The organism is Rothia aerolata, from assembly GCF_014635585.1.
Lineage (GTDB): Bacteria > Actinomycetota > Actinomycetes > Actinomycetales > Micrococcaceae > Rothia > Rothia aerolata.
The window spans coordinates 799,860-820,461 of sequence record NZ_BMDC01000001.1 but is presented as its reverse complement, the minus strand read 5'-3'; the positions used below and the strand labels follow the sequence as shown (position 1 = coordinate 820,461).

Annotated in this window: 15 protein-coding genes and 1 tRNA gene; 9 read left to right on the top strand and 7 right to left on the bottom strand. The window is 59.5% G+C overall.

The features are described from left to right. The first annotated feature begins 66 nt into the window (after positions 1-66). Complete coding sequence (locus IEV00_RS03660; protein WP_229723047.1) at positions 67-1,887, top strand: ATP-dependent helicase; 1,821 nt, start codon at positions 67-69, stop codon at positions 1,885-1,887. Continuing rightward, positions 1,884-2,450: a YgjP-like metallopeptidase domain-containing protein gene (locus tag IEV00_RS03655; protein ID WP_188358941.1), complete on the top strand. Its 567-nt coding sequence runs from the start codon at positions 1,884-1,886 to the stop codon at positions 2,448-2,450. The genes IEV00_RS03660 and IEV00_RS03655 overlap by 4 nt, the downstream gene beginning before the upstream one ends. A 3-nt stretch (positions 2,451-2,453) precedes the next feature. Here IEV00_RS03655 and IEV00_RS03650 read toward each other — a convergent pair whose 3' ends face one another. Continuing rightward, positions 2,454-3,899 (bottom strand): zinc-dependent metalloprotease, encoded by a 1,446-nt coding sequence (locus tag IEV00_RS03650; protein WP_188358940.1) that lies wholly within the window; start codon positions 3,897-3,899, stop codon positions 2,454-2,456. A gap of 164 nt (positions 3,900-4,063) precedes the next feature. Here IEV00_RS03650 and IEV00_RS03645 point away from each other — a divergent pair, with 164 nt between their 5' ends. From IEV00_RS03645 to IEV00_RS03635, 3 genes are all read left to right on the top strand, one after another. After that, the gene (locus IEV00_RS03645) at positions 4,064-5,191 is read left to right on the top strand and encodes a YlbL family protein (protein WP_188358939.1); all 1,128 of its coding nucleotides are present in this window, start codon (positions 4,064-4,066) and stop codon (positions 5,189-5,191) included. Positions 5,192-5,363: 172 nt separating this feature from the next. Next, the gene (locus IEV00_RS03640; RefSeq protein ID WP_373868216.1) at positions 5,364-8,384 is read left to right on the top strand and encodes a UPF0182 family membrane protein; all 3,021 of its coding nucleotides are present in this window, start codon (positions 5,364-5,366) and stop codon (positions 8,382-8,384) included. 184 nt (positions 8,385-8,568) lie between these two features. Next, positions 8,569-8,645 (top strand) — tRNA-Met (locus tag IEV00_RS03635). A gap of 150 nt (positions 8,646-8,795) precedes the next feature. Here the strand turns inward: IEV00_RS03635 and fmdA are convergent. The 3 genes from fmdA to IEV00_RS03620 form a co-directional block, all read right to left on the bottom strand. Continuing rightward, positions 8,796-10,052, bottom strand: coding sequence for a formamidase (gene fmdA, locus IEV00_RS03630; RefSeq protein WP_188358938.1), 1,257 nt, complete (start codon positions 10,050-10,052; stop codon positions 8,796-8,798). Positions 10,053-10,089: 37 nt separating this feature from the next. Then, complete coding sequence (locus tag IEV00_RS03625; RefSeq protein WP_188358937.1) at positions 10,090-10,368, bottom strand: FmdB family zinc ribbon protein; 279 nt, start codon at positions 10,366-10,368, stop codon at positions 10,090-10,092. Positions 10,369-10,582: 214 nt separating this feature from the next. Continuing rightward, positions 10,583-11,830: an NRAMP family divalent metal transporter gene (locus tag IEV00_RS03620; RefSeq protein ID WP_229723046.1), complete on the bottom strand. Its 1,248-nt coding sequence runs from the start codon at positions 11,828-11,830 to the stop codon at positions 10,583-10,585. A 272-nt stretch (positions 11,831-12,102) separates the two neighbouring features. On the opposite strand from IEV00_RS03620, the gene IEV00_RS03615 reads away from it, so the two are divergent. The 4 genes from IEV00_RS03615 (at position 12,103) to IEV00_RS03600 (ending at position 16,994) form a co-directional block, all read left to right on the top strand. After that, positions 12,103-12,870: a LamB/YcsF family protein gene (locus IEV00_RS03615; protein ID WP_229723045.1), complete on the top strand. Its 768-nt coding sequence runs from the start codon at positions 12,103-12,105 to the stop codon at positions 12,868-12,870. Positions 12,871-12,873: 3 nt separating this feature from the next. Beyond that, on the top strand, positions 12,874-14,529 hold the full coding sequence (locus IEV00_RS03610) for a 5-oxoprolinase subunit B/C family protein (protein ID WP_188358935.1): 1,656 nt from the start codon (positions 12,874-12,876) through the stop codon (positions 14,527-14,529). Beyond that, on the top strand, positions 14,522-16,279 hold the full coding sequence (locus IEV00_RS03605) for an acetyl/propionyl/methylcrotonyl-CoA carboxylase subunit alpha (protein WP_188358934.1): 1,758 nt from the start codon (positions 14,522-14,524) through the stop codon (positions 16,277-16,279). The genes IEV00_RS03610 and IEV00_RS03605 overlap by 8 nt, the downstream gene beginning before the upstream one ends. Before the next feature lie 82 nt (positions 16,280-16,361). Then, positions 16,362-16,994: a GntR family transcriptional regulator gene (locus tag IEV00_RS03600; protein ID WP_188358933.1), complete on the top strand. Its 633-nt coding sequence runs from the start codon at positions 16,362-16,364 to the stop codon at positions 16,992-16,994. A gap of 11 nt (positions 16,995-17,005) precedes the next feature. On the opposite strand, the gene IEV00_RS03595 is transcribed toward IEV00_RS03600, so the two are convergent. From IEV00_RS03595 to IEV00_RS03585, 3 genes are read right to left on the bottom strand one after another with little or no spacing between them, the layout of a single operon-like run. Further along, positions 17,006-18,145 carry a bifunctional 2-methylcitrate synthase/citrate synthase gene (locus IEV00_RS03595; protein WP_188358932.1) on the bottom strand — a complete coding sequence of 380 codons (1,140 nt, stop codon included), beginning with the start codon at positions 18,143-18,145 and terminating at the stop codon, positions 17,006-17,008. 27 nt (positions 18,146-18,172) lie between these two features. Continuing rightward, positions 18,173-19,084 carry a methylisocitrate lyase gene (gene prpB / locus IEV00_RS03590; protein WP_188358931.1) on the bottom strand — a complete coding sequence of 304 codons (912 nt, stop codon included), beginning with the start codon at positions 19,082-19,084 and terminating at the stop codon, positions 18,173-18,175. Beyond that, positions 19,084-20,601 (bottom strand): MmgE/PrpD family protein, encoded by a 1,518-nt coding sequence (locus tag IEV00_RS03585; protein ID WP_188358930.1) that lies wholly within the window; start codon positions 20,599-20,601, stop codon positions 19,084-19,086. Before IEV00_RS03585 ends, prpB begins: the two co-directional genes overlap by 1 nt. Between the last annotated feature and the right edge of the window lies 1 nt (position 20,602).

The following is a 20,602-nucleotide window of genomic DNA, read 5'->3' as shown; positions in this document are numbered from 1 at the left end:
TGCAGAGACCTACAATAGAATCCGCCCACCTTTGAGATAAATTTTTGAGATAAACCGAGGAGTTCCATGCCCTCCCAGCCCATGACCGGACAGGGCGCCGCCCAGGCGCCCAGCCCCGAGCAAATTCTGGAAGGGCTGGACCCTGAGCAACGCCGGGTTGCCACCGAGCTTTCCGGGCCCATGTGCGTTCTAGCGGGCGCGGGTACCGGCAAGACCCGGGCAATTACCCACCGTATCGCCTACGGAATCGCCACCGGCCGCTATGTTGCCAACCGGGTGCTGGCCCTGACCTTTACCACCCGCGCTGCCGATGAGATGAGGGTGCGCCTGCGTAAGCTGGGAGCGCCCGGGGTGCAGACCCGCACCTTCCACTCGGCTGCCCTGCGCCAGCTCAAGTACTTCTGGCCGCAGGCGGTGGGCGGAACTCCACCGCAGATTGTGCCGCACAAAGCCCAGCTGATTACCGAGGCTGCTAACCGACTGCGCATCACCACTGACCGGGCCGCCGTGCGCGATTTAGCGGCAGAAATCGAGTGGGCCAAGGTCAATATGCTCACCCCCGATACCCTGATGAAACGCCTGGCCGACCGCCAGCTACCGGCCGACATCACCCCGCTGAACATGACCCGCCTCTTTAGAACCTACGAGGAGCTCAAAGACGAGCGCAACATCATTGACTTTGAGGATGTGCTGCTGCTGACCGTGGGCGTGCTGGAAGACGATCCCGAGGTTGCCGCTGCGGTGCGCAAGCAGTACCGGCATTTTGTGGTGGATGAGTACCAGGACGTCTCGCCCCTGCAACAGCGCCTGCTCGATGCCTGGCTGGGGGGCCGCGATGACCTCTGCGTGGTGGGCGATGCCTCGCAGACCATCTACTCTTTTACCGGGGCAACCAGCCGCCACCTGCTGGATTTTCCCAGCCGCTATGAGAACGCCACGGTGGTAAAGCTGATTAGGGACTACCGCTCCACCCACCAGGTGGTCTCTCTGGCCAACCGTCTGCTGGCTGACCGCCGCCCCGCCCAAGATTCCACCCCCGGTTCTTGGGCGCCGCCGCTGCGGCTGGAATCCCAGCGCGGTTCGGGGGTCGAGGCGGAGTGGTTTGAGTACGCCGACGACGAGCAGGAGGCCGCCGGAATCGCCGAGGATATCCAAGACCTCATCAGCAAAGACGGCCTAGCACCCTCAGAAATTGCCGTGCTCTTTAGAACTAACGGCCAGTCTGCCGCTCTGGAGCAGGCGCTGACCGATGAGGGCATACCCTACCAGCTGCGCGGAGCCGAACAGTTCTTCAACCGCCCCGAGGTGCGCAACGGCATCCTGCAGCTACGCGGGGCAGCCAACGCGGCGGGGGAGGAGTCCGTGCCCCAGCTGACCCGCGACGTCCTCAAATCCCTGGGCTACACGGAGCAGGGGCCCTCGTCCTCGGGAGCGGTGCGGCAAAAGTGGGAGTCGCTGGCAGCACTCGTTTCTATGGCGGATCGCCTACACGCCGAGCGGGAGAAAGCCCGGGAGCAGGCGCGCGAGACGGGCGTGGAAGCTCCCCCTGCCCTGACCATGCACGAGTGCGTGGCAGATCTAGCCCAGCGCGTGGCCAACCAGGATGCCCCGGTGATGAACGGGGTCACGCTGGCCTCGCTGCACTCGGCGAAGGGCCTTGAGTGGGACGCCGTTTTTCTCGCCGGCCTCAACGAGGGACTCATGCCCATCTCCTTCGCCAAAACCGGCGATGAAATCGATGAGGAAAGGCGCCTGCTCTATGTGGGAATCACCCGAGCCCGCAAGCATTTGACCTTCAGCTGGTCGCGTTCGCGCACCCCCGGTGGCCGCGCCAACCGTAAGCGCTCGCGTTTTCTTGACGCCCTTGCGCCCAAGGACCGTCGATGAGCCCGTCCCGGCGCGAGGAAATTCTGCCCGCCACCGCCACCCGCCCCGAGGTTGTGGTGGTGCGGTCTGCCCGGCGCACCAAGACGGTCAGCGCTCGTATGGAGGACGGCGGCCGGGTGCGTCTGCTGGTTCCGGAGGCTACCTCGCGGGCTGAGATAGCGGAGTATTTAGAGAAGCTGCTTCCGTCCATCATGCGGCAGCAGGAGCGCAAACGAACGCAGAAAAAGAAGTTTGCCAGCGATGACTTTCTGCTGGCCCGTGCCCGTGACGTTCAGAAAAACTTTCTGCCGGAGCTGGCCCGCCTGCCAGATTCGATTCGCTGGGTGACCAACCAGAAGAGCCGCTGGGGGTCTGCAACCCCGAGCCAGGGCAGGGTCAGAATCTCCCACGTGCTCCAGGGAGCCCCCGACTATGTGCTGGAGTTTGTGCTCCACCACGAGCTCTGCCATTTTCTCGAAGCCAACCACAACCGGCGTTTTAAAGCCCTAGAAAGCAGGTATCCCCGCAAGGCTGAGGCCGAAGCCTTCCTTGCGGGGGTTACCTTCGCTCACCGCGGGAGCTAGACCCTAGCGGTCGTCGTCCTTCGTGTCGTCCTCAGAAGAATCCTCGGAATCGCCCGAGTCATCAGAGGCAGGCTCGTCGTAGCCGCCGGAGAGCAGCTTCTCCAGCGCGGCGTCAAACTCGTCATCGCTGGCGTCAAAGATTTCCACCCGCTGGGCGTAGGAATCCAGGTTGGTGAGTTCCTCTGCGGTGGGCAGGGTTTCCGGTGCCTTCCAGAGTTCGTCCCGGGCGTCGGTACCGTGCTCCTCGCCGTAGGAGCGCCAGAAAGCCGCCGCCTCGCGGTTGAGCTTGGGGTGTAGCTCAAGGCCCACCAGAGAAGCAAAGACGTGCTCGGCGGGGCCACCGGACGCATGACGGCGGTTCATGGTCTCAGCCAGCTGAGCCGAAGCGGGCAGGTTCTTGGTTGCCTGCTCTGCGACCACGGTCACCCAGCCCTCTACCAGGGCCAGCAGAGTCTCAAGACGCTGCAGGGCAAGCTGCTGGTCTTCGGTGTTTTGCGGGGTGAAGATGTCGGCGGCAAAGGCCTCCTGCATCGCCTCGGGATTCATGGGGTCAAGGCCTTCTGCGGCAGACTGCATCCGCTCTATATCAATGTGGATACCGCGGGCATAGCGCTTGATGAGGTCAATGATGTCGTCGCGGAGCCAGGGGGTGGACTTATAGAGCCGCACCAGGGCCGCCTCGCGCACCGCCAGGTAAAGCATGACTTCCTGAGTAGGAATTTCCAGGCCCTCACCGAAAGCGGCAACACCGGCAGGCAGAAGGGCAGAACGACCCTCCGCCAGGGGCAGGCCAATATCGGTGGAAGACACCGCCTCGTTAGCCAGCTGAGCTACCGCCTGGCCCGCCATCATGCCAAACATCATGCCGCCAATACCGGAGAGAATATTGCCGCCACCGCCCAGCATGGACTTAATCTCTTCGGGCATCTGGGCCTCCATGGAATTGTTCATGGCCTCAGACATTGAAACAGCAATGGGACCGGCAATTTCCTGAAAGACCGCAAAGGAGTTCTCAATGAACTCTGCCTTAGACCAGGCCTCGGTCTGATAGCCGGGGCGCTCAAAAGAAGTCACCGGGTCAAGCCAGAGGTCTGCCAGCTGGGTGGCATCTGCCACCGCTGACTTCTGATTCTGGGTCACTGATGGGTCAGAGCCACCCGCCGCCAGCGCCTGGCGGGCGTGCTGGCGGGCAAGGTTCCAGTTCACCGGTTCATCGGAATTCTGCGCGTTCATCATCGACGACACCGAAGCAAAAATTCCAGAAATCATATTGGGGTCGATGTTCAGACCCATGCGCCGCAAATCTTCGGGGTCAATGCCCATCGCCTGCGGGCCAAAGCCCCCGGCGGCGTTACCAGAGGTGAAACCGTTTTCTGATAGCTTCTTGAAGAGCTCTTCAAACGGGTCATTCTCACCATTGTTACCGTTGGGTTTATTACTGTCTGCCACGGTGAATCTCCTTTACTTTCCAACTACTTACCTTTAGCTAGAAGCTACGTTACCGAAGTCAGCTAAACTCTGCCAGGGCCACACCCCTCCCCAGGCAGTCCCTCGGCGAATTCCAAGGTTCTTTGCCCCGAAAACTCCCGGTTTTATGGGGTAATCTGGTAAGCATGCCCCAGAAGAAATATGCCGGTTCACGCCCCCAGTCTGACCAAACAAAGCCCTCCCAGCAGCCCTCGCGGAGAAAGTGGCACCTGCGTCGTCCTGGCTTTCAGACTCTAGCCGGCGGATCGACGGCGCTTTTAGCGCTGGCAGCCATGCTCGTGCCGGTGGACTTCGTGACCGAAGAACCGGGCCCCACCTTCAACACGATTGGTGAGGTAGATGGCCGCCAACTCATTGAGATTGACGGCCGCCCCTCCTTTGAGACCAGTGGCGAGCTCGACATGACCACCGTTTCTACCGCAGGTGGCCCCAACACCAAAATCTCTGCCCTGCAAACCCTGGCAACCTGGCTGGCGCCCCACACCGTCGTGGTGCCCACCGCGGTGATGTACGACCCCTCGGTCACCAACGAGCAGGTGAGCTCGCAAAACGCCGCCGATATGTCTAATTCACAGGAGACCGCCGAGGCCGCTGCGCTGGACCAGCTGGGTATTGATTTTTCTGAGGAACTGCGGGTTTCAGCTATTTCCGATGACGCCGCCGGGGCAGATCTCTTTGAGGAAGGGGATACCCTGCGCGCCCTGGGTGGCACCGAGCTGAAAAGCTACGACCAAATTGCCGAGATACTTGATAACAACAAAGACAAGCCCATTGAGGTAACCGTGCAACGTCAGGGAGCCGAGAAAACGTTTGAGGTGACTCCCCGCTGGAACGAGGAGGCTGGTCACTACGTTCTGGGTCTCTATATCAACCGAAACTATGATTTTCCCTTTGACGTGAAATACGGGGTGGAAGAAGTCGGCGGCCCCAGTGCCGGCATGATGTTTGCCCTGGGTATTATTGACGAAGTCACCGAGGGCGATATGACCGGTGGCAAGCACTTTGCCGGCACCGGCACTATATCCTCCGATGGAACGGTTGGCCCCATTGGCGGCATCGCGCAGAAGATGGTGGGTGCCCGTGACTCCGGCGCTGAGATTTTTCTGGCTCCGGCCGATAACTGTTCAGAGGTGGTGGGCAATGTTCCCGAGGGGCTTTCGGCGGTTAAGGTCTCGACCCTCGATGAGGCATATAAAGCGGTGACTGAAATCGGGGACGGCGCTGACCCGGCGAGTTTCCCCACCTGTAGCTAGAGCGCGAGAAAGCTAGAAGCGTAAAGCGAAAAAGATGCTATTGCGCGGGGGAATAAACGGCGGTTTTTTGGCACAATAGATAGAAATATTTGCTCTGGTTCACAAGACCTAACGAGTAAGAGCAAGTGCCCAGGCGAACCGCGGTTCGCGCCAGACCAACCCCGAGGAATACGTGAGTATCGGAGACACCACCAAACCCCGTTCCCAACCGCCCAAGCGCAAAAATACGCTGACCATTACCATCGTGATCGTTGCAGCCCTGGTGGTTGCCTTCGTGTTTGCCACCCAGGTCTACACCAACGTGCTCTGGTACAACCAGCTGGGCTATCTCAATGTTTTCATCACCGAAAATATCTACCGAATCGCTCTCTTTCTGGTAGCTGGCCTGATTTCAGCCGCTGCTGTCTGGGTCAGCATGTACTTTGCCTATAAGCACGGTGAGGAACCGGCACCCCCGCGCCCGAGAGCAAATCCTTTCCCGGGTGCTGGCCAAGGCCAGGCGGGCAACCCTCAGGATCCTTTCGCCGAGTTCCAGAACATGTTCAATCAGAATATGGAACGCTACCGCTCCACGGTAGACCGTGCTCGCAAAACCCTCATGTTCATCGTGCCCGCCCTGGTGGGTATCTTTGTGGGCATGGGCATCACCTCCCAGTGGGAGACCGTTGCCCTCTTCTTCAACGGGGTTGACTTCGGCTCGCAGGATCCCGAGTTTGGTAAAGATCTGGGATTCTTCATGTTCTCCCTGCCTTTCTGGACCATGCTGATGACCCTGCTGAACACCATCGTGGTGATTTCCGGCCTTGCTGCCGTTGTTATGCACTACTTCTACGGCGGCATTAAGGTTCACGATAAGGGCATTAACACCACCCGCGCCTTCCGCCGCCACGCCGCCGTCATGCTGGCTATCTTCCTGCTGCTGCGCGGCGTGACTTTCTGGCTCAACCGCTACACCGCAACCCAAGACCAGTCTGGCTCGTGGGCGGGCGCTATGTACACCGACGTCAACGCCATTATTCCCATGCAGGGAATCCTGGCGATTGTCTCCGTGCTGGTGGCCGCGCTCTTCGTGGTGGCAGCCGTTACCAATAAGTGGCGTCTTCCCATGATCGGTACCGCGGTGATGGTGATTGCCGCTGTTGTTGCCGGTGGCATCTACCCCTGGATCGTTCAGCGCTTCCAGGTGGTTCCCAACGAGCAGGCGAGCGAAGCCGAGTACATCCAGCGCAATATCGACTCGACCCTGGCCGCCTACGGGCTCAACAACCTTGAAACCGAAAACTACGACGCCACCACCGCGACGTCGTCCGGCGCATTGGCAGGGGAGTCGGAGACTATCTCCAACATCCGTCTGCTCGACCCCAACGTGGTCTCGGCTGCCTTCTCCCAGCTCCAGCAGTTCCGCCCCTACTACCAGTTCGGGCAGACCCTGGCGGTAGACCGCTACGACATTGACGGCACCACCCAAGACACCGTGATTTCTGCGCGCGAGCTCAATCCGGCGCAGAACGCTGACTCCTCCTGGTTCAACCAGCACGTGGTCTACACGCACGGTTACGGTGTGATTGCCGCCTACGGTAACCAGGTGGAGGCAGACGGTAAGCCCAAGTTCATGCAGTCGGGCATTACCGCAACCGGTGAAATTTCCGAAGACTACGAGCCCCGTATCTACTTCGGCCAGTCCTCCCCGGACTACTCGATTGTGGGTGGCTCTGAGGGCGACGAGGCGCTGGAACTTGACCGCCCCGCTACCGCCGGCGACGAGAACTCAGACGCCAAGTACACCTTCACCGGTGACGGCGGCCCCAACGTGGGCAACGCTTTCTCCCGCCTTGCCTACGCCATTAAGTTCCAATCCTCAGACCTGCTACTCTCTGACGCAATCCGGCCTGAATCTCAGATTCTCTACGATCGCGACCCCACCCAGCGCGTGGAAAAGGCTGCCCCCTACCTGACCGTAGACGGCAACCCCTACCCGGCGATTGTTGATAACCAGGTGGTCTGGATTGTTGATGCCTACACCACCAGCGACCGCTACCCCTACTCGCAGGCCTCGGAGCTGGAATCTGCCACCGTGGATTCTGAGGTATCTGCCGGTGCCACTTCTGCCCTTCCTAATGAGGACGTCAACTACATTCGCAACTCGGTCAAGGCGACCGTGAATGCCTATGACGGTTCGGTGACCCTCTACGCCTGGGATGACCAGGATCCTCTGTTGCAGGCATGGCAGGGAGTATTCCCCAACACGGTGAAGTCCCATTCCGAGATGAGCGCCGAGCTGATTGACCACGTGCGCTACCCCCAGGACATGTTCAAGGTGCAGCGCGAGATTCTCAACCGCTACCACGTGACTGATGCGGGAAGTTTCTACGCCGGTGACGACGTGTGGGCAACCCCCAACGATCCCACCACCGACACCAACACCCCGTTGCCTCCCTACTACACCTCACTGAAGATGCCGGGCCAGGATGAAGCATCCTTCTCTCTGACCACCAGCTGGATCCCTCAGCAGTCTGATGAGAACACCCGTAACGTGATGTACGGTTTCATGGCTGCTAACGGCGATGCTGGCACCGGTAAGGACGGCGAGATTTCGCCAGACTACGGCAAGCTGACCATGCTGGAGCTACCGCGTTCTTCTGTGGTTCCCGGTCCCGGCCAGGCGCAGAACAACTTCAACTCTGATACCGATGTATCAACCGAGCTGAACCTGCTGCGCCAGGGTGCCTCGAACGTGATCAACGGTAACCTGCTGACTCTGCCGGTGGGTGACGGTATTCTCTACGTTCAGCCGGTCTACGTTCAGTCCTCCGGTGACGCCGCCTACCCGACCCTGCGCCGCGTGCTGGTTGGCTTCGGTGAGAAGGTGGGCTTTGCCCCGACCCTGGACGAGGCGCTCAACGAGCTCTTCGACGGTTCCTCGGGTGCTGATACCGCAGTCGATGCGGGTGTGGACGCCGCCGCTGCTGACTCCGGTGCTGACCAGGGATCGTCTGGTTCATCGGATTCTGCTTCGCTTAAAGAAGCCCTCAACGAGGCAAACCGTGCAATGCAGGATGCCGACCAGGCGATGAAGGACGGTGACTGGGCTAAGTACGGCGAGGCTCAGGACCGCCTGCAGAAGGCTCTGGACGACGCCCTGGCGGCTGACGGCGTAGACACCGGTAGCGCTGGGGGAGGTGCTCAAGAGTAAAGCTCTGGCTTTTCTTCTTGAGTAGCTCAAAAGAAGTGTCGTTCGGTCATCCTTTAAAGGCACGATCCGGTGCCGGTTGACTGAACGACACTTCTTTTTGACTCCACCCAGGTGTGTTCTCACTTACAAAAGCCTCATTTGGTTTGCATGAGTCTCGGTGGGTGTGTATAGTTGAATGAGTCGCCGCGGGGTGGAGCAGTTCGGTAGCTCGCCGGGCTCATAACCCGGAGGTCGCAAGTTCAAATCTTGCCCCCGCAACCAAGACGAAAAGCGTCTCACGAAAGTGAGGCGCTTTTCTTTTTCTCTCATAAATAAAGTTGCAATTTTGGTTCTTAAAACCGCCGAATAAGAACCAAAACTGCAACTTTTGGGTTAGCCCGGGCAAACCCGCCGAGAGGCCATTTTTCTCAACTATGAAGGATTGAGCGACTTCGGCGCTCCCATTCCGGGGTCAATCTTGGTGGGACCGTCCGCACCGGGGCGAACATCAAAATCAAAGATTTCTGTGGGCAGGTAGACGGTCGCGCAGGAGTTTGGCACGTCAACGACTCCCGAGAAGCGACCCTCAATAGGTGCAGCGCCCAAGAGCAGATAGGCCTGTTCGGGGGAATAGCCGAATTGGGTCAGATAATCGATAGCGTGGAGGATAGCTCGCTGGTAGGCAAGCTGAGAATCAAGGTACTTCTGTTCGCCCTCCAAGGTTACTGATGTGCCCGAGAAAGCTAGCCACTCGGAATATACTGGGCCACCTCGACCGGGCATAAAAATGGCGTTTTCTTTTACGCCGTACTTTTCCATGCCGTCTTTGATGATATCTACATGCAGATCAATATAACCGCCCATCTCGATAGCACCGCAGAAGGTTATTTCACCGTCGCCCTGAGAAAAGTGAAGATCACCCACCGAAAGGTTTGCTCCGGGAACATATACCGGATAGAAAACGCGAGAACCCTTGGTCAGATTCTTAATGTCTTGGTTACCGCCATTTTCACGCGGGGGAGCGGTGCGGGCAGCTTCGTTAGCAACTCGGTTGAATTCTTCTCCTGAAAGAGAACCTAAAATTGCTCCCTCGGGCTCTGGCGGCAAAGCTAGCGGAGGCTGACGATGTGGGTCAGTCGCAATTAAGTCTCCCTCACGCTTGTTCCATTTCTGCAAGAGCTTGGCCGAGGGCGCAGTTCCCATCAAGCCTGGGTGATGAATCCCGGTAAATTTAACGTGGGGAATGTGCCGCGAAGTGCACTCGCTACCCTGGAAGTCCCAAATCGCTTTATAAGCGTCAGGAAACTGCTCTGTAAGAAAGCCGCCCCCGTTGTGTTGGGCAAAAATTCCCGTATAGCCCCAGCCCTGACCAGCCAGCGGGCCTTCCTCTTGAGGAATCGGGCCGATATCAACGATATCGACGATGAGTAGATCTCCAGGTTCGGCTCCCTCTACCGCGAAAGGGCCAGCCAGGGCATGCACCTTGTGTAGCGGTGCGTCCCTAATATCATCCGCTGAATCATCGTTCTTAATGGCACCGTCAAACCACTCGCGGCAGTCTGCTCGGAAAGTAGTGCCGGGCTTTACCGTGGCTACGGGAGGAATCTCGGGGTGCCAACGGTTATGGCCGATTTTTTCTTGTTCGGTAAAGGGCTTATTGGAATCAAGCGGAAAGAGTACTTCAGGCATCTTTGGTCTCCAATATCTGGTGTGTTTAGTGTGGGGCTCAGGGGCGGGGCAACTTCATGTGAAGCGGATTTCGCGTGTAGTTGGTTTGTGCAGGCGAAGGCTGGGAGCTAATTACCTGTGGTTCGTAGGCACTTGATTGAGTTGAATCAATCATCTTCATTCGTTCTGAACCGATGTGGGAGAGCCCTACAGCTGAGATTAATTTCTTCGCTTTGCTCGCGCAGTGCGTGCAATCAACTTCTTTCGGAACACTGGACATCGAAAAATTTTGCTCAAAAACACCGCAAGCTGGGCATCTGTACTCGTAGATTGGCATAACCCTCCTCTGTGATTTAGATTACTTTTACTTTAGTGAAAGGCGGCCAAAAAAATAAATAGATTCTGCGATCATTTACGTGCTGGAAACTGAGCTTTTACTTCTAGCGCCAGTAAAACGCCGAGAGGCCATTTTTAGACCGAAAAGTTGAGAAAAACGGTCTAAAAATGGCCTCTCGGAACAGGTGCGAGTGAGAGAAAGGAACTAGCGGAGCCTAGCCATTCCACAGGGCGGCAATGCCGCTGAGGGAGTTCACTCCCAGGTAGATGGTCAGCAGCCAGCACAGCCAGCCAATTACCAGAAGCCAGGCCGGGTACTTGTACCCCTGCAGGAGAGAAGCCCGCTTGAAAGTTGCCACAATCAAGAGCACCGCAAAGCCTACCGGCAGAATGAGGCCGTTGACGGCGCCGGCAACAATCAGCAGGGTGGCAGGAGCCTTGCCTGCAAAGGCGAAGACCAGGGTTGAGATAGCAATAAATCCCACGGTCAGCGCGTTCTTCACGCCCACCGAGGTCTTGGCCGTGGTCAAGAAGGAGACCGAGGTGTAGGCGGCACCAATCACCGATGAAATGGCGGCACCCCAGAGAATCAGACCGAAAATGCGGGTTCCGATGTCGCCGGCTGCAATGCCGAAGGCCTGGCCGGCGATGGAAGATTCGGTATCCAGGGCAACCCCGGTAACCACCACTCCCAGAATTGCCAGGAAGAGCAAAAAGCGCATGACGCCGGTGACGATAATGCCGGTGACCGAAGAGGCAGCAATGTCTTTGACATATTCGGGGCCGGAAATACCCGCGTCAATCATGCGGTGGGCCCCGGCATAGGTGATGTAGCCGCCCACGGTGCCACCCACCAGGGTGGTGATAATGGTGAAGTCAATCTGCTCGGGAATCACCATATTCTTCACGGCATCGCCCACCGGCGGGTTGGAGACGATTGCAACGTAGGCGGTTGCGACAATCATGACGACGCCCAGCACCACCACGATTTTGTCTAGTGCAGCCCCTGCTTTTTTGGAGAGGAAGACCAGAATTGCCAGCACCGCGGTAATAATTCCGCCGGTGGTGGCATCGAGCCCCAGCATGGAGTTCAGACCCAGGCCGCCGCCCGCCACGTTGCCCACGTTGAAGACGAAGCCGCCCAGAGCAACCAGGACTGAGAGTAAAATTCCCAGCCCGGGGAGTACCCGGTTGCTCAGTTCCTGGGCTTTCATGCCGGAGACGCCGATAACCCGCCAGACGTTGAGCTGCACGGCGATGTCAATCAGGATTGAGACCAAGATGGCAAAGGCGAAAGAAACGCCCAGGGTGTAGGTGAATTGACCTGTTTGGGTGATGAAGCCCGGCCCAATGGCAGAGGTTGCCATGAGGAAGAGCGCGCCGAGTAAGACCGAGCGCTGGCCCTGCTTTTTCTTCTCAGTGTGGGCTGAGACTGAAGCGGGCGTGGGGTTGTGTTCTGCCACGAGAGCTCCTTGAACTGTGAGGTGTGCGGACTGGGTCGAGCCGGTTTCCCGGGTCAAATTTCGAAACAGCGGCACGGGGTGATTGTGCATTTTGGTTATCTAGGTCATAGAATTACATCACAGATTACATTTTGTTCAACAATTTTTCCTGTAGGGCTCGAAAAAATTCTTCACGGCGGAGGAAAAGCTACGCCCCGAGAATCCACCGTTGAGTAACTACCGGTAAGAGCAAGAAAAATAAGCCCCTGCGCCAGCTAAAGAAAGGACTCCACATGGCAGTGACCGTTGACCTCAACTCAGATTCGGGTGAGGCGTTTGGCTCCTGGGCAATGGGAGACGACGAGACCATGATGACCCTCGTTTCCTCTGCCAATATTGCCTGCGGCTTTCATGCCGGCGATCCGCTGACCATGCGCAAGACCTGCACCGCCGCCGCTCGTAACGGGGTAGCTGTGGGTGCCCACGTTGCGTATCCCGATCTGGTGGGTTTTGGCCGCCGTTTCATGGAGATTGCTCCCGCTGAGCTCACCAACGCGGTGATTTATCAGATGGGTGCCCTGGAGGCAGTTGCCAGAACCGCCGGTAGCAGGGTCAGCTATGTGAAGCCTCACGGCGGTCTCTATAACGCGATTGTTCACCACGAGAAGCAGGCACAGGCGGTTGCTCAGGCGATGAAGGATTTTGGGGGGGACCTGTCCATTCTCTGCCTGCCCAATTCTGAGATTGAGAAGGCCGCTCAGAGGCTGGATATCCCCGTGGTGCACGAGGCTTTTGCTGACCGCGGCTATACCCCGCAGGGAACCCTGGTGCCGCGCACCGAGCCGGGCGCCGTCGTCCACGATGCGCAGGCCGTTGCCGAGCGGGTGCTGCGCATGGCGCTGGAGGGCACGGTTGTAGCTGTAGACGGCTCAATCGTTAAACTCGACGCCCAGAGCGTCTGCGTGCACGGCGATACCCCGGGCGCTGTGGAGATTACCCGCGCTGTCAGAGAGAAACTGACCGGCTACGGCGTGGACATTGCTCCCTTTACCGCGAGCTAGTCAATGTCACAGATTGAACTTAAGCCTTTTGGCCTCGTCTCCGTTATGGTGGACTGCTCCGACTTGCAGACCGCCCTGGCGGTGCACGCCCACTTGAAGGCCCACCCGCCGCGGGGAGCGCAGGAGTTTGTTCCCGCTGCCCAAACGGTGCTGGTACGTTTCGACTCTGTCTCGTGTGCTCGGGAGTTTCGCGCAGGGTTTAGGTGGGACGGCGCGGGGGAGGCCGGTGCCCAGGCGGGCAAGGAGCAGGTGATTGAGGTGTTCTATGACGGTGATGATCTCGCCGAAGTCGCGCAGCTGACCGACCTGAGCACCGAGGCCGTGGTGAGGGCCCATACCGAGCAGGTCTGGACCGTTGCTTTCGCCGGTTTCGCCCCCGGTTTTTTCTACCTGCACGCCGAAGATAATGCGCTGAAGGTGCCGCGCCGTTCATCCCCGCGCACCGCGGTACCGGCCGGTGCGGTGGGCTTGGCGGGAGATTTTTCGGGGGTTTATCCGAGGACGTCGCCGGGCGGCTGGCAGCTGATTGGCAGGACGGCGGCGCCGCTGTGGGATCTCAAGCAAGACCCTCCGGCGCTGCTGGAACCCGGCCAGAGGGTGAAATTTAAAGCCGTGCGCGAGAGCATCGAGGTTCGCTCCGATCTTCAGAAAGAGGAGGAAGTCCTCCCGGTTTCTGATCACCGGGCCGCTCTGACGGTCACCAACCCCGGTGCCCAGCTTTTGATTCAGGATTCCGGCAGGTTCGGGCTCACTCACTGGGGTGTTTCTCCCTCGGGGTTTGCCGATGAAACCTCTGCCCGCGATGCTAATTTTGCCGTGGGCAACCGTGAAACGGCGCCGGTGCTGGAATCTCTGATGGGCGGTTTTACCCTCCAGGCTCAGCAGGATTCCGTGCTGGCCCTCACCGGCGCTGAGGCCTTTGCGACCATTGCCGAACCGGGCAAGATTGATATGCAGGTTCCCGCAGGTAAGCCCTTTGCCCTGCTAGCCGGGCAGAAGCTCCACGTGGGTCTTGCCGAGCGAGGCCTGCGCGTCTACTGCGCCCTGCGCGGAGGCGTGAGGGCATCGGTCAGTGCCGAGTCGGTTTCTTACGATACCCTCTCGGGTATCGGTAGCCCGCCCCTGGCCGCCGGCGCTAGCCTAGCTCCGGCGCAGGAGCAGGTGGGCGCCGTCCAGCCCATTGAGCGGCTTGCGCCCCTGCCCAACCAGCAGGAGCCCACCGAAATCCGCGTGATTGCCGGGCCCCGCGACGACTGGTTTACCCCGGAGTCGCTGGCCCGTTTCACCGAGACCACCTGGCAGGTGACCGCCGAATCTAACCGAATCGGAGCCCGGCTCAAGCCGGCGGAGAATCCGCAGGACGCCGCCGGGGTGGCCCCGGAAGAAAACGGCGACTCTCACCCCGCTCAGGTTCTTGAAAGAAAACGCACCGGCGAGCTTGCCTCAGAGGGAATGGTGACCGGGGCTATCCAGGTGCCGCCCAACGGTGAACCCGTGGTCTTTCTGGCAGACAGGCCGGTGACCGGCGGCTACCCGGTGATTGCCACGGTGCACCCCCAAGATCTGCGGCTGGTGGCCCAGGCAGCTCCCGGAAGCCACCTACGTTTTACCTATTTCCCCCTTCCCACCACTGACGACCAAGGAGAGTCCCGTGCGTAAAGTACTCATCGCCAACCGCGGTGAAATCGCTGTGAGAATTATTGGAGCCTGCGCGCAGGAGGGCATTGGAAGCATTGCGGTCTACGCTGATTCAGATGCCCAGGCCCTTCACACCGTACTCGCCGATGAAGCCTACGCGCTTGAGGGTACTACTCCTGCCGAAACCTACCTCAACATCGAGAAAATTATGAAGATCGCGGCTCGGGCAGAAGCCACCGATATTCACCCCGGTTACGGCTTTCTGGCAGAGAATGCCGAGTTCGCCCAGGCCGTGATTGACGCCGGCCTCACCTGGATTGGTCCCTCGCCCGAGACCATCGACGCCCTGGGGGATAAGGTCAAGGCCCGCAAGATAGCTCAGGCTGTGCAGGCTCCGCTGGCACCGGGCAGCGACGGCCCGGTGGACGGCCCCGACGGCGCCCGCGCTTTTGCCGAGGAGCACGGTCTGCCCATCGTCATCAAGGCAGCCCACGGCGGTGGTGGCCGCGGCATGCGCGTGGTGCGAGATCTCTCTGAGGTCGAGTCAGCCTTTGAAGCGGCGGTCCGCGAAGCGGTGGGTGCCTTTGGAAACGGCGAATGTTTTGTGGAGCGGTTTCTAGAGAAGCCCCGCCACGTGGAAACCCAGGTGGCGGCAGATTCCCACGGCGGCGTCGTCGTGCTGGGCACCCGCGACTGCTCGCTCCAGCGGCGGCACCAGAAGCTCATCGAAGAAGCGCCCGCCCCCTTCCTCAGCGATGGGCAGGTTGCCCTGCTAGAAAAGGCCTCGCGGGATATTTTCCGTGAGGCTCGGTACCTGGGCGTGGGAACCTGTGAGTTCCTCATTGCCGCAGACGGCACCGTTTCCTTCCTTGAGGTCAATACCCGTATTCAGGTGGAGCACCCGGTCACCGAGGAAAGCGCCGGGGTAGACCTGGTGCGCATGCAGCTGGATATTGCCGCTGGTAAGCCCCTGGCCTTCACCGAGATGCCCCGGCCGAAGATGCACGCTATCGAGTTCCGTATCAACGCCGAAGACCCGGCCCGGGGTTTCCTGCCCTCAGCCGGTACCATCGAGGCTATCAACGTGCCCACCGGCCACGGTATCCGCTGGGATTCGGGCGTGCGAGACGGCACCGTGATCGACGGTAGCTTCGATTCCATGCTCGCTAAATTGATTGTCACCGGCACCACTCGCCAGCGCGCTATCAACCGTGCCCGCTTTGCCCTCAAACAGCTGGAAATTCAGGGTATCGCCACCGTGATTCCTTTTAGCCGCATGATGATGGAGCACCCCGCTTTCACCGCCGAGGATGGCGAGCTGGGCATCTACACCACCTGGATTGATAACGAGCTGGGGGAGCAGCTAGAGATCGACCCGGCCTATCAGCAGGGCCTGCTGCCGGTGGGCGCTCGAAGCTTTCCGGGCACGGGTATGACCCGCTTTACCCTGGAAATTGACGGCTCGCCCAAGCAGGTGGGCATGCCCGATGCGGTCTTTGCCTCGATGGGCTCGGGGCAGGGGCTTGCCGAGGATTCTCAGGACGACGCCGCTGCGGCGGTGACCGCCCCCATGGCGGGTTCTGTGATTCGGTTGCTGGTTGCTGAAGGTGATGCGGTTTCTGCCGGGGACCAGGTGGCTTTGCTGGAAGCCATGAAAACGGAGGTGCCCGTTTACTCCGATGCCGCGGGTACGGTGGCTGAGCTTCCGCTGTCTACCGGAGATCGCGTAGCTGCCGGTGATGTGCTGGTTCGCTTTGCCGAAAAATCTTGAGGCTGACCCCTAAAATAGGTGTGTGAATCCAGAAACCACAACCCTAGACCTTGTTCCCAGCCTCAAAGAGATAGCTGGGTCTTTGCCAGCACCTTCACACGCCCACGCTACAGCCTGGGCGGTGAAGGTGCTGAAAAAAGCCATGAATGACGGCGCTCTGGTGCCCGGCTGTAAGCTCTCCGAGCAGAAAATCTCTGCCGAGCTGGGAATCTCCCGCAATACCCTGCGCCAGGCCTTTACCGTACTGTCTGCCCAGAACCTGGTGGAGCAGATTCCTAACCGCGGCGTATTTGTGGCAAGCCCCGATAAGGAGCAAATTTCTGAGCTGATGGTGATGCGCCTGGCTCTAGAATCCACGGCCATTGAGCTTTCAGGCCCCGGCGAGAAGCCCGCGATCCGCGCCGTCATTGAGAAAGCCCGGCAGGCTCGAGCCGCCGGGTCTGTCTCGGCTATGGCGTCAGCGAACCAGGACTTCCACCGTCTGCTGGTGGCCCAGGCTGGTAGCCTTCGGCTCGATACCCTGATGAGCTCTGCGCTGGCAGAGATGCGCCTGCTCTTCTTCAGCTTTGTGACCGTGGTGGATTTTCACGCCCAGTTTGTTGACCTCAACGCGGAGCTCTTAGAACTCATAGAGGCTGGCGAGAAAGTAGCCGCTCAGAAAGCCCTGCGTAGCTATCTTGCCAAGTCAAGCGACTACTTTATGGCCAACCTCTAAGGGGAGTTCCCTTATACTGAGCGCTCATCTACCCCGTTGTAGGCAGACAGCGGGCGAATCAGCGAGTTATTTGCCAGCTGCTCCATCACGTGGGCTGTCCAGCCGGTGAGGCGGGAGCAGACAAAGATGGGGGTGAAGGTGGGGGTGTCAAAGCCCATCAGGTGGTAGGTGGGGCCGGCGGGGTAGTCCAGGTTGGGCTTGATTCCCTTGGCTTCGTCCATGGATTCTGCCAGACCCTTGTAGAGGCCAATCATGTCTTCGCGGTCGAAGTAGCGCACCATGTCGAAGAAAGCATCCTGCATGGTGGGCACGCGCGAGTCACCGTTCTTATAGACCCGGTGGCCGAAGCCCATCACTTTCTTCTTGGCCGCCAGAGCGTCGTCCATCCATGCCTTAGCGCGGGCCTTGGCGTCTGCCTCTGACTCACCCTCGATTACACCGATTTCGTCAAAGGTGTGCTGTACCGCCTCGTTAGCGCCGCCGTGCAGGGGGCCTTTCAGCGCCCCGATTGCGCCGGTGATGGCCGAATGCAGGTCGGAGAGGGAGGAGGTAATGACGCGCGCGGTGAAGGTGGAGGCGTTAAAGGAGTGCTCGGCGTAGAGCACCATTGAGACCTTGAAGGCTTCTTTAACCTCGGGGCTGGGCACCTCGCCAAAGGCCATATAGAGGAAGTTGTCGCAGTAGTCGAGATCCTCCCGCGGGGCAATGATTTCTTCACCGCGACGCCGCCGCTGGTCGTAGCAAACGACCGCCGGCATGGTGGCAAAAAGTGACCATGCCTTTTCCATATTGGCTGACTCGGAGGAGTCCTCTGAGAGCGGATCGGCCGCACCCAAGAAAGAGACCGCGGTGCGGCAGACATCCATGGGGTGGCAGTCCGTGGGCAGGGCATCAATCACCGCTTTGAGCTTCTCATCTAAGGCACGGTGGGAGCGCTCAAAGCGCTCAAACTCGCTCAGCCGCTGGGAGTCGGGCAGCTCGCCGTCCCACAACAGCAGAGCAACCTCCTCGAAGGTTCCCACCTTGGCGGAGAGATCCTGTACCGGATAGCCGCGGTAGAGCAGGGAGTTGGTCTCGGCGTTGACCTTGGAGATAGCGGTGTAGTCAGCTACTACTCCGGCGAGCCCTTTTTTAATATCTGCTTCGGTCATGGTGATTCTCCTTTGAATCAAAAAGTGTTAGGACTTAAAACGGTCGGGTACTTCAAAATTGAAGATTCCGGTGTCGAAGGTGTTATAGGCCTCGTAATCAACCAGGTCGTAGAGACGGGCGCGGGTGAACATCTGATCAACGTAGGATTCCTGGGTACCCTCTGCCTCGATGGTGTCCAAGACCCGCTCCATAGCGCCCAGGGAAGAACGCAACAGGGTTACCGGGTAGATAATCAGGTTGATACCGATCTTCTCAAAATCCGATTTGGTATAGAGCGCCGATTTGCCGAACTCGGTCATGTTGGCCAGTACTGGAACCTCCAGCGCATCGCGCACTGCCTGAAACTCTGAGAGATCCTTCATCGCTTCGGGGAAGATCGCATCGGCACCGGCGTCCACCAGCACCTTCATACGCTCAATAGCCGCCTCAAGGGTGTCGATACCGCGCAGGTCGGTGCGGGCCATAATCAGAAAATTCTCATCGCGCCGGGCCTGGGCTGCCGCGCGAATGCGCTTCACCGCGGTGTCTTCGTCCACGATATTCTTACCGTCTAAGTGGCCGCAGCGCTTGGGGTTAAACTGGTCTTCAATGTGGCAGCCAGCCAGACCAGCCTCTTCTAGCTCCTGGATAGTACGGGCAACGTTCATGGGCTCGCCAAAGCCGGTGTCGGCGTCCACAATGGCGGGTAAGTCAGTCAGTCGTGCAATCTGGCCGGCGCGCTGGGCAACCTCGGTCAGTGAAGTCAGGCCAATATCGGGGTAGCCCAGTTCGTTAGCCAGCACGGCGCCGGAGATGTAAATTCCGTCAAAGCCCTTCTCCTCAATCAGGCGGGCTGAGAGGGGAGTGAAGGCGCCGGGGAACTGTAGGGTCTTACCCGAGGCAAGAATCTCCCGAAGGTGCTTGCGCTTTTCGGCGGCGGTTTTTTGTGAAAACAGCATTAGAAGATACCTCCCTGAGCTTTCTCCAGCTCGATTGCCGCGGTGACGTTGAGTAGGTCAAGGTCACCGGCCTCAAGCGAGGAGAGGTTTTCGGTTGCTTCGATAAAGCGATTGAGTTCTTTCTCGTCGATTGTGCCCTCGGCCAGCTTGCGCAGCTTGCCGATGTAGTCTTCGCGGGCGAAAGGACGAGCGCCGAGCGGGTGAGCGTCTGCTACGGCTATTTCTTCGGTGAAGACCGTGCCGTCGGCCAGGGTAATCTCCGCCCGGCCACCAAAGGCCTTCTCCTGGGGATCCAGGGAGTGGTAGCGGCGGGTCCACTCGGGGTCTTCTTCGGTGGTGACCTTGTGCCACAGCGCTACGGTCTCAGCCCGCTGGGCGCGGTCGGGGGCGTAGGAGGCAACGTGGTCCCACTCGCCGTCCTGGAGCATCACGGTGAAGATGTAGGGAATGGAGTGATCCAGGGTTTCGCGGGTAGCCGTAGGGTCGTACTTCTGCGGATCGTTGGCGCCCGAGCCAATCACATAGTGGGTGTGGTGGGAGGTATGCAGAACAATCTTCTCGATGTTCTCGGGGTTGGCGAACTCGGGGTGCTCGCGGTGGAGCTTGCGGGCCAGGTCAATCCATGCCTGGGCCTGGTACTCTGCTGAGTGCTCCTTGGTGTAGGTATCAAGAATGGCGCGCTTAGCCTCGCCGGGAGCGGGGAGGGGAACCTCATAGCGGGCATCGGGGCCGTCCAGCAGCCAGGCAATCACGCCGTCCTCACCCTCGTAAATGGGCACCGGGGAGGTCTGGCCCCGCATGGCCCGGTCTACCGCCTCAACCGCCATTTTTCCGGCGAAAGCGGGGGCGTGGGCCTTCCAGGTGGAGATTTCGCCCTTGCGGGACTGGCGGGTGGCGGTGGTGGTGTGCAGGGCCTGGCCAACCGCCTGGAAGATGGTCTCGGTATCGAGCTTCAGCAGGGTGCCGATACCCGCTGCCGCCGAGGGGCCCAGGTGGGCAACGTGGTCAATCTTGTGCTTGTGCAGGCAGATTGCCTTGGCCAGATCCACCTGAATCTCGTAGCCGGTCGCAATACCGCGCACCAGGTCTTTGCCGGTGGCGCCCATGTGCTGGGCCACCGCCAAAATCGGAGGAATATTATCTCCGGGGTGGGAGTACTCCGCTGCCAGAAAAGTATCGTGGTAGTCCAGCTCGCGCACCGCCACACCGTTGGCCCAGGCCGCCCATTCGGGAGAAACCTTAGTGGCGGCGTCCACCCCGAAAACAGTGGAACCCGAGCCGCCGGGGCCGGGGCGGGCAGCCAGCGCCTGGCCTCGGGCAGAAACAATAGGGCCGCGGTTCAGCGAAGCAATGGCAACCGAGGCGTTATCAAGGATGCGGTTGATGACCATTTCCTCAACCTCGGGGCTCACCTCTACGGGGTCGGCGGCAACCTGGGCGATTTTAAAGGCGAGCTGGTCTTCGCGGGGAAGGTTCTCTTCGGACTTGTATACGCGGACCTTGTGCATTACGGTCATC